Origin of the sequence: Pseudomonas sp. NCIMB 10586 (assembly GCF_023127895.1) — a bacterium.
In the GTDB taxonomy this organism is placed as follows: domain Bacteria; phylum Pseudomonadota; class Gammaproteobacteria; order Pseudomonadales; family Pseudomonadaceae; genus Aquipseudomonas; species Aquipseudomonas synxantha_A.
Genome location: NZ_SPKQ01000042.1, coordinates 753,474 through 766,542, shown reverse-complemented (window position 1 = coordinate 766,542; position 13,069 = coordinate 753,474). Strand labels below are relative to the sequence as shown.

At 58.7% G+C, this 13,069-nt stretch carries 13 protein-coding genes and 1 pseudogene; 8 read left to right on the top strand and 6 right to left on the bottom strand.

The window, feature by feature from the left end; translation table 11 throughout:
• The 4 genes from E4P01_RS18925 to E4P01_RS18910 form a co-directional block, all read left to right on the top strand.
• A partial coding sequence (locus E4P01_RS18925) for an RHS repeat-associated core domain-containing protein (protein ID WP_248130106.1) occupies window positions 1-673 on the top strand: 673 nt, incomplete at its 5' end.
• A gap of 2 nt (window positions 674-675) precedes the next feature.
• Window positions 676-1,032: a hypothetical protein gene (locus E4P01_RS18920; RefSeq protein WP_216091596.1), complete on the top strand. Its 357-nt coding sequence runs from the start codon at window positions 676-678 to the stop codon at window positions 1,030-1,032.
• Window positions 1,033-1,076: 44 nt separating this feature from the next.
• Window positions 1,077-1,361, top strand: coding sequence for a hypothetical protein (locus E4P01_RS18915; protein WP_187432797.1), 285 nt, complete (start codon window positions 1,077-1,079; stop codon window positions 1,359-1,361).
• The gene (locus E4P01_RS18910; RefSeq protein ID WP_057703179.1) at window positions 1,355-1,771 is read left to right on the top strand and encodes a hypothetical protein; all 417 of its coding nucleotides are present in this window, start codon (window positions 1,355-1,357) and stop codon (window positions 1,769-1,771) included. Before E4P01_RS18915 ends, E4P01_RS18910 begins: the two co-directional genes overlap by 7 nt.
• A 155-nt stretch (window positions 1,772-1,926) precedes the next feature.
• Here E4P01_RS18910 and E4P01_RS18905 read toward each other — a convergent pair whose 3' ends face one another.
• The 3 genes from E4P01_RS18905 to E4P01_RS18895 form a co-directional block, all read right to left on the bottom strand.
• The gene (locus E4P01_RS18905; protein ID WP_078821560.1) at window positions 1,927-3,156 is read right to left on the bottom strand and encodes a M20/M25/M40 family metallo-hydrolase; all 1,230 of its coding nucleotides are present in this window, start codon (window positions 3,154-3,156) and stop codon (window positions 1,927-1,929) included.
• A 46-nt stretch (window positions 3,157-3,202) separates the two neighbouring features.
• On the bottom strand, window positions 3,203-4,261 hold the full coding sequence (locus tag E4P01_RS18900) for a diguanylate cyclase (protein ID WP_216091597.1): 1,059 nt from the start codon (window positions 4,259-4,261) through the stop codon (window positions 3,203-3,205).
• 80 nt (window positions 4,262-4,341) lie between these two features.
• Window positions 4,342-4,974, bottom strand: coding sequence for a LysE family translocator (locus E4P01_RS18895; protein WP_078821562.1), 633 nt, complete (start codon window positions 4,972-4,974; stop codon window positions 4,342-4,344).
• A gap of 172 nt (window positions 4,975-5,146) precedes the next feature.
• On the opposite strand from E4P01_RS18895, the gene E4P01_RS18890 reads away from it, so the two are divergent.
• Both E4P01_RS18890 and E4P01_RS28300 read left to right on the top strand, forming a co-directional pair.
• Window positions 5,147-6,583: a PLP-dependent aminotransferase family protein gene (locus tag E4P01_RS18890; protein ID WP_216091598.1), complete on the top strand. Its 1,437-nt coding sequence runs from the start codon at window positions 5,147-5,149 to the stop codon at window positions 6,581-6,583.
• Window positions 6,574-6,678 (top strand): annotated as a pseudogene (locus E4P01_RS28300) (outer membrane lipoprotein carrier protein LolA); the annotation flags it as partial. The gene E4P01_RS18890 and the pseudogene E4P01_RS28300, both read left to right, overlap by 10 nt.
• Before the next feature lie 29 nt (window positions 6,679-6,707).
• On the opposite strand, the gene E4P01_RS18885 reads toward E4P01_RS28300, so the two are convergent.
• Window positions 6,708-7,178 carry an Lrp/AsnC family transcriptional regulator gene (locus E4P01_RS18885; RefSeq protein ID WP_005788981.1) on the bottom strand — a complete coding sequence of 157 codons (471 nt, stop codon included), beginning with the start codon at window positions 7,176-7,178 and terminating at the stop codon, window positions 6,708-6,710.
• 123 nt (window positions 7,179-7,301) lie between these two features.
• Between E4P01_RS18885 and E4P01_RS18880 the strand changes: the two genes are divergently transcribed.
• Window positions 7,302-8,546: a methionine gamma-lyase gene (locus E4P01_RS18880; RefSeq protein ID WP_032880742.1), complete on the top strand. Its 1,245-nt coding sequence runs from the start codon at window positions 7,302-7,304 to the stop codon at window positions 8,544-8,546.
• Between the two features lie 228 nt (window positions 8,547-8,774).
• Window positions 8,775-9,446, top strand: a complete 672-nt coding sequence (locus E4P01_RS18875; RefSeq protein ID WP_177327439.1) for a helix-turn-helix transcriptional regulator — start codon at window positions 8,775-8,777, stop codon at window positions 9,444-9,446.
• A 131-nt stretch (window positions 9,447-9,577) separates the two neighbouring features.
• Here the strand turns inward: E4P01_RS18875 and E4P01_RS18870 are convergent, their stop codons facing one another.
• Both E4P01_RS18870 and macA read right to left on the bottom strand, forming a co-directional pair.
• Window positions 9,578-11,536, bottom strand: a complete 1,959-nt coding sequence (locus E4P01_RS18870) for a MacB family efflux pump subunit (protein WP_032880741.1) — start codon at window positions 11,534-11,536, stop codon at window positions 9,578-9,580.
• 3 nt (window positions 11,537-11,539) lie between these two features.
• Window positions 11,540-12,691 carry a macrolide transporter subunit MacA gene (macA, locus tag E4P01_RS18865; protein ID WP_005788987.1) on the bottom strand — a complete coding sequence of 384 codons (1,152 nt, stop codon included), beginning with the start codon at window positions 12,689-12,691 and terminating at the stop codon, window positions 11,540-11,542.
• Window positions 12,692-13,069: the final 378 nt, after the last annotated feature.

The window sequence follows — 13,069 nt, the reverse complement described above, 5'->3', positions numbered from 1 at the left end:
TCGCTACTACAATCCGGATGTTGGTCGTTACCTGACGCCGGATCCGGTGAAGCTGGCGGGTGGGATCAATGGTTTCCAGTACGTGCCCAATCCGACGGGATGGGTAGATCCGCTAGGCTTGAATACATGCCCAGGTGCTGACGGGTGTAAACCCAGCACCAGTGCTCCAAACCCTGCGGAGAGTGTTAACCACGGAGAGCCTGCCTTACCGCAACTGACCCGCGCGCAGCGGCAGGCGAGAATTGATGAGCTAGCCGAGGCAAACGCCTACAGACGTTTGAAAGAGATCGAACAAGCATTCCCAAGAGCACATTTTTTGGAGAAGCACGGCGCGCAGACAACCCCCGACTCCCAACTCGAAAGAGTAAGATCAGGTAAAAACCCAACAACAGAAGAAATCGAAAGATACATTGGTGGAAGAAAAGATGGTGAACCCAAAATACCTACTGCAGCCACTAGATATTTCAGCCACCGGGACCAACTCAACGCCATTTATCGCGCACAACTTATATTTAAATATACAAATCTACAAACATCTCGCAGACCAATGCACATGGGAAAAATAATTGGAGAAGGATATAAAAAAAATAATTTTGAATACGGAAGACAAAGCAAAGCTATTGTAATACTTGATAATGATGGCAATCCGATTACTGCGTACACGGAATTCTAAACATGAAGCTCAGACCAGAACTATCAACACTCAGAAGCCTACTATTCACCTACAGCATTGAAAACTACGACGACCCTGAAAGAGAGCGCTTCATCGCTTCAAAAAATGTCAACAACGAAACAGAACTCGCCGAGCTTTTTGAAAAATTGACTAAACCAGAATTTCTATCATATAAGCCTGAAATCCAACAATGGCATATCGACACACTTCACTACTATTTAAATACAGATGAAAACTTTGATTCTGTTTTTTATCTTTTCGACACCTATTTTGATGACGAAATAATTGATCACCGGCAATTCATGGCTGTGCTGTTACGCTGCTTACAGCACTACAAGATAGAGTCCGATGCGAGCTAACGACCCTAAACAAATAAACAACCCCCAGTAAAAGGAAAAACCCAATGCAGCTAAGCACACAATTTAAAAGTCATCGAGCGCAATTCGCTGTATTAAATGAGGCGACCACAAGAGCGGAACGCAATCTACCGCCTTTTACCGGGGAAGATTACTACGGCAACCCAATTGTCCGAATCGAAATGCAGGGTTGCGGAAGAGGATATATACCAAACCCTACTGATCGGAACAATCCAATCCTTGATGAAAATATCGATGCAGCGATCGCGAAATTCGATCGCGAAACCAAAGAACTTTATACCGTATTTCCTGTGAGCAATGACCAATGCTGAAACACCCTTTTCTAGATATCCCTTACGCACCGAAACTTCGCCATTTACTCAGCCCGTTCGATATTTATGATCGCGAAGAGACTGTAGGTGAAGAGCTTGCATGTTACGACATCAATCTTGACACAGATAGAGAGCGGCTGATCAAAAAATACATAATTGAGAAATCTTCAGATCTAAGCTATCGACATCGCAAGGTCTTATGCGACAAATTGGGGGCTGCACTTAGCGACGAAACTTATAATTTTTCGCACTTATTGAGACAGGCTCCCGGCTATTACTGCACCCTGCCTTGGGGATGGAGTGACATGGACAATCCAAAAGGCTTTTTCGAAGAAATTTATAGATTAGCTAATGAGTGGTGGAAAGAAGACCTCCAAAAAGCCAGCCTCGAAGACCCTGCCACATGGTGACCCGAGTCTTGGATACACTGAATATCCAATGTGGGAGGGGGCTTGCTCCCGATAGCAGTGGGTCAGCCAATGCATATGCAAGCTGATCCACCGCCATCGGGAGCAAGCCCCCTCCCACATTTGAATCTCCTCAGTACGGCAATCCAACGCTCCGATCAGCGCTTGGCCAGCTCCATAATCATCCGGCTCAACAGATAAACCCGCGGCACCACGCTCTCCACCTCGGCATATTCCTCCGCCGTGTGGATATTGCCCCCCACAATCCCAAACCCATCCAACGTCGGCGTCCCTACCCCGGCCGACAAGCTGGCATCTGCCGCGCCGCCACTGCCTTCGATGGTCAATTTGCGCCCCAGCTCGCCATAAATACCTTGGGCGATCGCCACCAACTTATCCGATTCGGCCGTTTGCGGCATTGGTGGCAAACCACGTTGCAGGCTGGTTTTCACTTCTGTGTCGGGGATCAACTTGTTGGCTGATACCCGCGCCAGATCCTTCTCGATTCGATCGAACTCTTCCGGCACCGCCGCACGTACGTCGGCCTTGGCAGTGGCCTGGTCGGGGATAACGTTAGTGCGGTCACCGGATTTGAGCACGGTGAAGTTGATGGTGGTCTTCTTCTCCTCATCGCCGAGCTTGCCCAGTTGCAGGATCTGGTGCGCGGCCTCCATGGCGGCGTTGCGTCCCAGTTCCGGGGCGACGCCGGCGTGGGCGGACTTGCCTTTGACTTCGACCACCGCGGTCGCGCTGCCTTTGCGCCATACCACCAGGCCGTCCGCTGGGCGGCCGGGTTCCAGGTTGAGGGTCACGTCATGGCCCTTGGCGGTTTTACGGATCAGTTCCGAGGCAGCCTCAGAGCCGGTTTCTTCGCTGGCGTCGAGCAGGAAGGTGATCTGTGCGTAGTCCTTGAAGCCCTGGTTTTTCAGGACTTTCAGCGCGTAGATGCCGGCGACGATGCCGCCCTTGTCATCCATCACGCCGGGACCATAGGCACGACCATCCTTGATGTGGAACGGGCGCTCGGCGGCCGAGCCTTCCTTGAAGACAGTGTCCATGTGCGCCATCAGCAGGATCCTGGCCTTGCCGGTGCCTTTGAGGGTGGCAACCACGTGGCTGTTATTGGCCGCCTTGTCCGGTACCAATTCAATGCTGAACCCCAATTGCTTCAACTCATCCACGGCGATGTCACGCACTTGGGTCAGGCCCGGCTCGTAACCTGACCCCGAGTCGATATTTACCAGGCGCTCCAACAGCTTCAGGGCCTGGGCCTTGTACTGCTCGGCATCCGCCTGGATCTGCTTGTGAGGTTCGGCGCTGTAGGCCGGCATGACGAAGGACAACGCCAGGGTGGCGGCCAGCAGGGTACGCGGGAAAGTGAAGAGCATGGAGCGATCCTTTTTTGTTGGAATGGGCTCCCCACACCCTATCTCACTAGACCGACCGCAACCAACCCTCCTGCACGGCGTTTACCCGGTTGCGCCCGCTGCTCTTGGCTTCGTACAACGCCTGGTCGGCATCGTTGAGCCAACCGATGGAGTCAGCGTGGGTCGGCTGGTACGGCGCCAGGCCGATACTCAAGCTGACGCGCAATGCCGGGTCCTGGGCATAGGCCAAGGCGTTGAAGCGATCGCGCAAGGCCTCCATCACTTCGGTGGCGCGATTGAGGGGCATGTCCGGCAGGATCACGCAGAACTCATCGCCGCCATAACGCCCGGCCAGATCGGTGGCGCGCAGGTTCTGTCGCAGCACTTTGCTCAATTGGCGCAGAACGATATCGCCGGTCACATGGCCGTAGGTGTCGTTGATAGTCTTGAAGTGGTCGATATCAATCAGCGCGATGGCGGCGCCCGCCTGGTTTCGGCGGCAGCGTTGGAACTCGATGTCCAGGTGGTCTTTCCAGGCACCGTGGTTGAGCAGGCCGGACAAGCTGTCGGTGCGGCTCAAGGCCAACAGCTCACGCTTGTGCCGGGCCAGGGTCACGGCCTGGCGGTAGCAGATCCAGCCCAGCACCAGGGGATACAGCATCAGGATCGGCAGGCAGGCATACAACTGGGCCTGGGTGGTCACGGCGATAAAACCAGGCGCAAAAATCAGCAGCGCCGCGCCCAGCCCCAGCGCCTGCGCCGCCCACCCCGCCAGCATAAAGCGCGTGCCACCGATGGCCACGTTGTTCATGGTCATCATCGACAGGGTGGTGACGCTGGGCAGTGGGTTGAAGTGCATCGCGCCGACCCAAAACCCGCCGCAAAAAGAATCGAACAACAGGCTACGGCGCTCACTGCGCAGGGTATGGGCTGCACGCAAAGACAACTGAAAAGCCACATGCGGCCACACAAAAGCGTTGATCAGCATCCAGGCCCACACCCAAAGGGAAGGTCTCAGCGGATACATGGCAAACACCACGCAGATGAAGCCGAGGCTCAGCCCCAGAAGACGAGATTTGTACAAGCGCGAAGCAAGCGGAAGTCCCTTTCCTCCTACGGCTGGCATGGTGGGGTGCAATCCTGAGTGAGTGCCTGGAGTCTAACAGGGTAACGTCAAATCGCCACTACTGCTTACACGCTAATCCTTCAGTGTGAAAAGCCACGCGCCAGCATCCATGCAACGCCCAACAGCAGCACTGCGGTGACCCGCTGCAACAACACCCGCCGATTGGGGTTTTCCAGTACATGCTTGATGCGCTGGCCGAAATAGCAATACAGGCACCCGCTGGCAAATTGCAGCAACAGGAAGGTCGCCCCGAGGATGGCGATGTCCGCCGCCGAACTGTGCTCCCCCGCGCCAGCAAACTGCGGGAACACCGCGCTGAACATGATGATGGTCTTGGGGTTGGAAAACCCGGTCAATAGCCCTTTGCCAAACAGGCTGCGCGAGCCTTCCACGGCGCCCGCGCTGTTGATCGACACGCCGCTGTTGGTCCACTGCTTGTAGGCCAGGTAGAGAATATAGGCTACCCCGACAAACTGGATGGTCTGGGTAATGGCAAGGTTGCCCTTGATCAGTTCCGAGAAACCGACGGCAAAAATCAGCATGGAAATCAGGTACGACACACTGGCGCCGATCTGCGCCGGGATCGAACTGCGCAGGCCGTCCTTCAAGCCCAGGCTCAGCAACAGCAGGGTCATGGGGCCGGGGCTGAAGGTCATGGTGGTGCAAAACAGCAGGAAGTAGAGAAACGAAGACAGGGTTAATGCACTTGTCATGGCCGCGGACCTTGAATGGAGAGAAACACGCCTCAAGCGCCCGCCCCAGGGCGGCCTTGGCGGTCTGGTTACGGCGCAGTCTAGGGCAGCGGCATTGCACAAGGCAGGTAAAGTGATGCCTAATTCGGCCTGACTTCACCGGTAAAATTACCGGCAAACACAAGGACCCGTCATGTTTGTATCCGCCATCGCTTTTGTGGAGGGCACCCCCAAGGTCCAGCAGATCGTCGAGGCGTTCAGCCAGGCCATCGAGAACGGCGAATGGGCGCCGGGCAGCAAGTTGCCGTCGGTACGGGAATTGACCCAGACCCTGGGCGTGAGCAAGTTCACCCTCAATGAGGCGCTGGACCGCCTGCGCGGGCGCCATTTGCTCACCTCCAGCCAGGGCCGTGGCTACTTCGTGGCGATGGACAGCGCCCGGCCGGCAACGGCGACCTGGGTCGACTTGCTGCCCCAGGACCTGCTCAGCATATTGCGTCGCCCGCTGGTCACCGCCAGTGGCGAACTGCGCCCCGGCGGTGGGCACTTGCCGGAGGAATGGCTCAATGGCGAAGCGATTCGCCAGGCCATGCGCAGTGTGGTGCGTGCGCCAACGCTGCGCATCGCAGGCTTGGGCACGCCAGCCGGGCTGCTGCCGTTGCGCCAGGCGCTGCAACAGAAACTGCACGGTGAAGGTTTGTCGGTGCCCGTAGAACAGATCATCACCACGCCCAACACTGTGCAGGGCCTGGACATGCTTATGCGCCTGCTGGCCCGACCTGGCGACACGGTGTTGCTCGACGCGCCGTGCTACTTCAACTTCCACGCCAACCTGGCGCTGCATGGGGTCAAGGTCGTTACCATTGAGCGCCGCCCCGACGGTTTCGATTTCGCGGCCCTCGAACAGTTGCTGGCCGAACACCGCCCCAGCCTTTACCTGACCACCAGCGTTTTGCATAACCCCACCGGGCATACCTTCAGCCCCAGCCAAGCGTTTCGCCTGCTGCAACTGACCCAGAAATACCACTGCCATATCGTCGAGGATGATCTTTATGGTGACCTGCACCCCAACCCTCCCCCGCGCCTGGCTGCCGTCGCCGGGCTCGATCAGGTTACCTACTTGTCAGGGTTCTCCAAGATCCTCAGCGCCAACACCCGGGTCAGCTACGTCGTGGCCGCGCCGCAACTGGCCGCCAACCTCACCAATATGAAGTTGATGAGCGGCGGCGTAACCTCCGAACTGTTCGAACAGATCGTCTACCGTATGCTCACCGAAGGCAGTTATGCCAAGCATCGCAAGCGCATGGTGCAACGCCTGATGGAGGCCGGTGGACGCATCGAACAATGGCTCAAGCGCTGCGGCTGCGAACTGCCGATGGCCTATGAAGGCGGAATGTTTATCTGGGCGCGTCTGCCGAAGGGGGTGAACGGCGAATTGCTGGCCCAGGAAGCGTTGAAACGCAGCATGGTGCTGGCGCCCGGTGGGCTGTTTGGCTACGACCCGGCCCATCGCGACTCGATGCGCTTCAATGTGGCCCACAGTGATGAGCCACGGGTGCAGCGGGTGTTTGAGGCGTTGTTGCATGAAGTGGCGCAGAGCAATGCCCATGCCGGGCGCGAATCCCTGTAGGAGCGGGCTTGCCCGCGAAGGTCGTCAACGATGACGCGGGTTTACAGCCCAAGCGCGGCGCTCTCAGGTTTTTCGCGAGCAAGCTTGCTCCTACAGAAAAGCCAATTGAGGTGTTTTGAGCCGTTCACCCCGGCAACGGAATTACCCGCAACGGCCGCACCGACTTGTACGAAAAGCTCGAATAGATTTCCTTGACGCAGGGCAAGGTCTGCAAGACTTCGCGGGCAAACTCGCCGAACGATTCCAGGTCCTTGGCCACCACTTCCAGCAAAAAATCATAGCGGCCCGACACGTTATGGCACGCCACGATTTCCGGAATCTCCAACAGGCGCTGCTCGAACGCGCGGGCGATTTCCTGGGTGTGGCTGTCCATCATGATGCTGACAAACGCGGTCACCCCATAGCCCAGCGCCTTGGGCGAGAGGATCGCCTGGTAGCCGCTGATCACCCCGCTTTCCTCCAGGGTGCGCACCCGGCGCCAGCAGGGTGAGGTCGTCAAGGCGACCCGCTCGGCCAGTTCGGCCACGGTCAGGCGGGCGTTGCCCTGCAATGCGTTTAAAAGGGCTTTGTCGGTGCGGTCCAGCTTGATGGGCATAACGTGCCTCTAATCATTATTTTTATCGGTGTTTGATTCACAAACGCGGGTTTTTCCAGCAGTTTTTGCAAGGTTCGTCCGTGGTTATGAGCATAGCATTGTAGGAAATAAGGAGCGCCCGACATGACCAATAAACACCACACCTGCGGCTTTTCCACCCGTGCCATTCACCACGGCTATGACCCCAAGGACCACCACGGCGCGCTCGTACCGCCGATTTACCTGTCGGCCACCTTCGCCTTCCCCACGGTTGAATACGGCGCCGCGTGCTTTGCCGGCGAAGCCAGCGGCCACTTCTACACGCGCATTTCCAACCCGACCCTGGCGCTGCTGGAATCACGCATGGCCACCCTGGAAAACGGTGAAGCGGCGGTGGCCTTCAGCTCCGGCATGGGCGCGATTGCCGCGACGTTCTGGACCCTGCTACGCCCGGGCGACGAGGTGATCGTCAGCCAGACCCTGTATGGCTGCACCTTCGCTCTGTTGCACCACGGCATCGGCGAATTCGGCATCAAGGTGCGGCATGTTGACCTGACCGACCTGGCCGCCCTGCAAGCGGCCTTGTCCCCGGCGACCCGCATGATCTACTGCGAAACCCCGGCCAACCCCAACCTGCGCCTGATCGACATCGCCGCCGTGGCCAGGCTTGCCCATCAACAGCCGAATGTCACCCTGGTGGTCGACAACACCTACTGCACGCCCTACCTGCAACGGCCCCTGGAACTGGGTGCCGATGTGGTGGTGCACTCGGCCACCAAATACCTCAGCGGCCATGGCGACATCACCGCAGGCATTGCGGTGAGCAACCAGGCGCTGGCACAGCGCATTCGCCTGCAAGGGCTCAAGGACCTGACCGGCGCGGTGATGTCGCCCCAGGACGCGTCGTTGCTGATGCGCGGCCTCAAGACCCTGGCCCTGCGCATGGACCGCCATTGCAGCAATGCCCAGGCGCTGGCCGAAGCCTTACAGGCGCACCCGGCCGTGGAGAGTGTGATCTACCCCGGGCTGCGGTCCTTCCCACAGTACGAACTGGCGACCCGGCAAATGAAACTGCCCGGCGGCATGATTGCCTTTGAACTCAAGGGCGGGATCGAGACGGGGCGGCGCTTTATGAACGCACTGCAACTGTTCACCCGTGCGGTCAGCCTGGGGGATGCCGAATCGTTGGCGCAACATCCGGCGAGCATGACCCACTCCACCTATACCCCCGAGCAACTTGCGCAGCACGGTATCAGCGAGGGCCTGGTGCGTTTGTCGGTGGGGCTTGAAGACGTCGCCGACCTGTTGGCGGATGTGCATCAGGCCCTGGCCAAGTGCGGCCGCAACACGGTGCGTCAGGCCGCGACAGCGCCCTCTGCTGTGAGATAGCGCCTACACGTAAAGTGTTTTTTATCCTGGCGGTGGTCGGACGGATCCGACTACCGTTATGCGTTTTTAATCTGAATTTTATCGATTGGATCCCCCTGCCTTTGCCAGCCTGTACTAGCATGGTGGCGGCGGGAAGGATTATCCGTGCAGGTTATTCATAGCGGTTACCTTGTTGACTCCCGCCGCTATAACGCCCAATACCTGTACCCGAAACTCATGGACGAATTGATGAACTCACACCTGTTCCCACATATAGGCAAGGTCATCGCCAGCACCGGCAGCCGCCATTTCCCACGTATGCTGCATGACCTCATCCTCACCCAACTGGCCGTGGACGCCACCCATATCACCCAGCTGCAGGTCAACAGCGAAGGCCACAGCCGCCGCAAGATCAGCCCGGTCTACACCGACTCGGTGGCAACCCTGGGGGCCGAGCAACCCGCCGCACAATTGCACCTCACCCGACACAAGGACGATGTGCGCTACGTGCTGTCGGTGTACCGCTCGCACCCCTCGCAGAGTTTTTCTGCCCAAGAGCGCAGCATGTTGCAGGACTTCTCCACGCTGTTGCTGCCCATGGTGGAAAAACACATCACCGCGATTCAGCCTGGCCGTCAGGACAGCCCACCGGCGGTGCCACAGCACCAGGGCATCGAAACCCTGCGCCGACGCATCCAGGAGCGCCTGGTGCAATCGGGGCTGACCCTGTCCAACCGTGAACTGCAAGTGTGCGTGGGCCTGCTGGCCGGGCGCACCGCACCGGAGCTGGCCGAACAACTGGCATTGAAGGTCAACACCATCGAAAGCTACCTCAAGCGCGCGGCGATCAAGCTGGGGATCAGTGGGCGGCATTCGTTGTTGCGGTGGATGTACTCGACCCAAGACAGCACCCGTTTCTAGGCGCACGCAGATCAAACTGTGGGAGGGGGCTTGCTCCCGATAGCGGTGTATCAGCCATTACATCTTTGACTGAAAAATTGCTATCGGGAGCAAGCCCCCTCCCACATGGGGTCCTCATTGGCAGATAGGGATCAGTCCCTTGCCAATGCCTCTATCGGGTCCAACCGCGCCGCATTTCGCGCCGGCACAAAACCGAACACAATGCCGATCAGTGTCGAGCAGGCAAACGCGGTAATGATCGAGCCCACCGAAAACACCATTTCCCACTCCTTCACAAACAGCGAAAACAGATAACCGATGGCGTAGGACAACGAGATCCCGATGATCCCGCCGATCAAACACACCATCACCGCCTCCACCAGAAACTGCTGGCGAATATCCGACTGGCGCGCCCCCACCGCCATGCGGATACCAATCTCGCGGGTGCGCTCGGTGACCGACACCAGCATGATATTCATCACGCCAATGCCTCCCACCAGCAATGAAATCACCGCAATCAACGACAACAGCAGCGCCAGGGAACGGCTGGTTTTTTGCACCGTCTGCATGATGCTGTCGAGGTTGTTGGTGAAGAAGTCCTTGGTGCCGTGACGTTGCAGCATCAGCTTGTTGACGTTGTCTTCCACCACCTTGCTCGGCTGGCCGTCTTTGATGCGCACGGTGATGCTGTCCAGATGACGCTGGCCCAACAGGCGCCCCGCCGCCGTCTCATACGGCACCCACACGTTCAGCGCCTTGCTGGCGGCGAACATGTTCTTGTTGTCCGCCGTCACGCCGATCACCGTACACGGCAGGTTGCCCACCAGGATCACCTGGCCCAGCGGGTCGATGTTCGGCCCGAACAGCCGCTGGCGGGTGTTGTGGTCGATCACCACCACCTGGGCCTGGCGTCGCGCATCGCTTTCACTGAAGGCAATGCCGGCTTCCAGCTTGAGGCCCTTGACCTTGAAGTAGCGATCACTGACGCCGTTGACCTGGGCATCCACATCGATGTTGCCAAAGCGCAGCAACAGGTTGCGGCCCACCACCGGCGTGGCGCTGTCGACGTAATACAGCTGGTTCAGCGCGTCCACATCCGAGGGCATCAGCGTCTGGATCGCCGAGGCGCGACTGTCACCAAAGCTGGTGCCGGAAAAGATATCGATGGTGTTGCTGCCGATCGCCTGGATGTCCTTGAGCACATAGCGCTTGGCGCCTTCGCCGATGGCCGAGATCGACACCACCGAGGTGATCCCGATCACAATGCCGAGCATGGTCAGCAAGGTGCGCATGCGGTGCGAAATCAGCGCCACCCAGGCCATGTTGAAGGCTTCCTTGAATAGCCCCAGGCTCGCCACCAGGCGCCGCGCTCCGCTGCGCCTGGGCTCGATCGGCGCTTCGCTGGGCAGCTCCAGGTCAACGCTGTCATTGACCTTGTCGCTGACGATCTCACCGTCACACACCTCGACAATGCGCTGGGCATTCGCGGCGACCTTGGGGTCGTGGGTGACGATGATCACCGTGTGCCCGGCCGCGTGCAGCTCTGCGAGGATACGCATCACTTCCTTGCCGCTGTGGGTGTCGAGGGCGCCGGTGGGTTCGTCGGCGAGGATCACTTCGCCGCCGTTCATCAGGGCCCGCGCGATACTCACGCGCTGTTGTTGCCCGCCGGACAGCTGGCTGGGCCGGTGGGAGATATGACTCGCCAGGCCCAACCGCTGGAGCAACTCCCGCGCACGACTGTGACGCTGGCTTTCAGGAGTACCGGCATAAATCGCTGGCATTTCCACGTTGTGCAAGGCGCTCAGGTGAGCAAGCAAATGGTAGCGCTGGAAGATAAAGCCGAAGTAATCACGGCGCAGCTCAGCCAGTTGCTCATCGCCCAGGGAGCGGGTTTCGATGCCATTGATCTTGTAGCTGCCGGCGGTGGCGTAATCCAGGCCGCCAAGGATATTCATCAGGGTCGATTTGCCCGAGCCCGAGGCGCCGATGATCGCCAGCATTTCCCCGGCATGAATCGTCAGGTCGATGCCTTTGAGCGCGATGAATTCACGCTCGCCGGCCATAAAACTACGGGTGATGCCCTTGAGTTCCAACAGAGGCTGAGTCATGGATCAGCTCCCTGCCACGGCGGGTGTGGCGTCGCCGATTACCACCTTGTCGCCCTCGGCCAGGCCATCCAGAATCTGCACTTTGACGTTGTTATTGATGCCGGTCCTGACGTTGCGCTCTACCGCTTTGCCCTTGGCATCCAGCACCCGCACCGGGTAACTGCCGTCGGCATTGCGTGCTCCCAGCGCCGCCACCGGCACCATCAACGCGGCCTCGGCGGTGTCGAGCACAATGCGCACCTGTGCGGTCATGGCGATGCGCAGGCGGTGGTCAGGGTTGGGCACGTCGAACAGCGCGTTATAGAACACCGCGGTGTTCTGCTTGGGGGTGCCGGCGGTCTGGGTTTCGAGGAAGTTCTGCGGGGCTGGTTCAGTGCCGCGCAGTTTGGCGTAATAGCGTTTGTCCGCCTCGCCGAGGATGGTGAAGTACACCTGCTGGCCGGGGCTGATATGAATCACATCCGCTTCCGAGACCTGGGCCTTGACGGTCATGGTGTCCAAGTCCGCCAGCTTGAGCAGTACCGGTGCGAGCTGGCTGGCGATCACGGTCTGGCCTTCCTGGGTGACGATGCCCACTACGTCGCCGTCGATGGGCGCGTTGATGCGAGTGTAGGCCAGGTTGACCTTGGCGGTGTCGATCTGGATGTGTGCGCTTTTGATCTGTGCGTCCAGGGACAGCAGGTTGGCCTGCTGCACCTGGAAGCTTGATTCGGCGTCTTCGAAATCCTGGCGTGACACCGATTCGTCGGCCTGCAGACCCTTGTAGCGTTCATAGACAGACTTGGCCTGCTTGAGCTGCGCGGCGGTTGCGCGGCGTTGGGCCTGGAGGTTTTCTTCGTCGACCTGGGCTTTGCGCAGGGTGTTCTGCAGGATCAGCGGGTCGATTTCGGCTAGCCACTGGCCCTTTTTTACCTTGTCGCCGACTTTGACTTTCAACGATTTGAGCTGGCCGGAGACTTGGGCGCCGACGTCGACCTGCTTGATGCCTTCGAGCAGGCCGGTGGCCAATACTGCGTTTTCGATATCGCCGCGTTCGGTGGTGGCGGTGAGGTATTGGGGGGCGTCGGCGGGGGCCTTTACGGTGTAGATGATCAGGCCGATGGCGACGGCCAATGCTGCCAGGAGGCCGATTTTGCGGAATTTAGACGTTTGCATGGTTGGCTTCTTGATTGAGTACAGATCCGTTGGCCGGGTAGACGCGGCATCGGGTTGCAAAAGCAGAGTGAGGTTTCATTGACTTGCACAGCTTAAAAATGTGGGAGGGGGCTTGCTCCCGATGGCGGCCTGACAGCCGACCAGGATGTTGGATCAGAACGAGTACATATCCGTTATTTAGGTAACGGCCACTATTGGTTCCGCTCTTACAGCGGCTCACTTTTGAAAAGCGCAAAAGTAAGTAAAACGCTCTTGCCCCACCACTCGGCACCTCGCTCAGGCTCGGTGTGCCCGTAATCCGCCATGGATTTGGGGGGCCGCCGCCACGCGCCATCCATGGCGCGGGGCGGCTAAACCGGCATCCCTGCCGGTTTACCC

Excerpts from the sequence above, each read along its gene's own strand:
- E4P01_RS18890 (WP_216091598.1), top strand. The coding sequence starts at position 5,147 with ATGTTTGTATCCGCCATCGCTTTTGTGGAGGGCACCCCCAAGGTCCAG.
- E4P01_RS18905 (WP_078821560.1), bottom strand. The coding sequence starts at position 3,156 with ATGCTCTTCACTTTCCCGCGTACCCTGCTGGCCGCCACCCTGGCGTTG.
- E4P01_RS18920 (WP_216091596.1), top strand. The coding sequence starts at position 676 with ATGAAGCTCAGACCAGAACTATCAACACTCAGAAGCCTACTATTCACC.
- E4P01_RS18870 (WP_032880741.1), bottom strand. The coding sequence starts at position 11,536 with ATGACTCAGCCTCTGTTGGAACTCAAGGGCATCACCCGTAGTTTTATG.
- macA (WP_005788987.1), bottom strand. The coding sequence starts at position 12,691 with ATGCAAACGTCTAAATTCCGCAAAATCGGCCTCCTGGCAGCATTGGCC.
- E4P01_RS18900 (WP_216091597.1), bottom strand. The coding sequence starts at position 4,261 with ATGCCAGCCGTAGGAGGAAAGGGACTTCCGCTTGCTTCGCGCTTGTAC.
- E4P01_RS18885 (WP_005788981.1), bottom strand. The coding sequence starts at position 7,178 with ATGCCCATCAAGCTGGACCGCACCGACAAAGCCCTTTTAAACGCATTG.
- E4P01_RS18875 (WP_177327439.1), top strand. The coding sequence starts at position 8,775 with ATGAACTCACACCTGTTCCCACATATAGGCAAGGTCATCGCCAGCACC.
- E4P01_RS18910 (WP_057703179.1), top strand. The coding sequence starts at position 1,355 with ATGCTGAAACACCCTTTTCTAGATATCCCTTACGCACCGAAACTTCGC.
- E4P01_RS18880 (WP_032880742.1), top strand. The coding sequence starts at position 7,302 with ATGACCAATAAACACCACACCTGCGGCTTTTCCACCCGTGCCATTCAC.
- E4P01_RS18915 (WP_187432797.1), top strand. The coding sequence starts at position 1,077 with ATGCAGCTAAGCACACAATTTAAAAGTCATCGAGCGCAATTCGCTGTA.
- E4P01_RS18895 (WP_078821562.1), bottom strand. The coding sequence starts at position 4,974 with ATGACAAGTGCATTAACCCTGTCTTCGTTTCTCTACTTCCTGCTGTTT.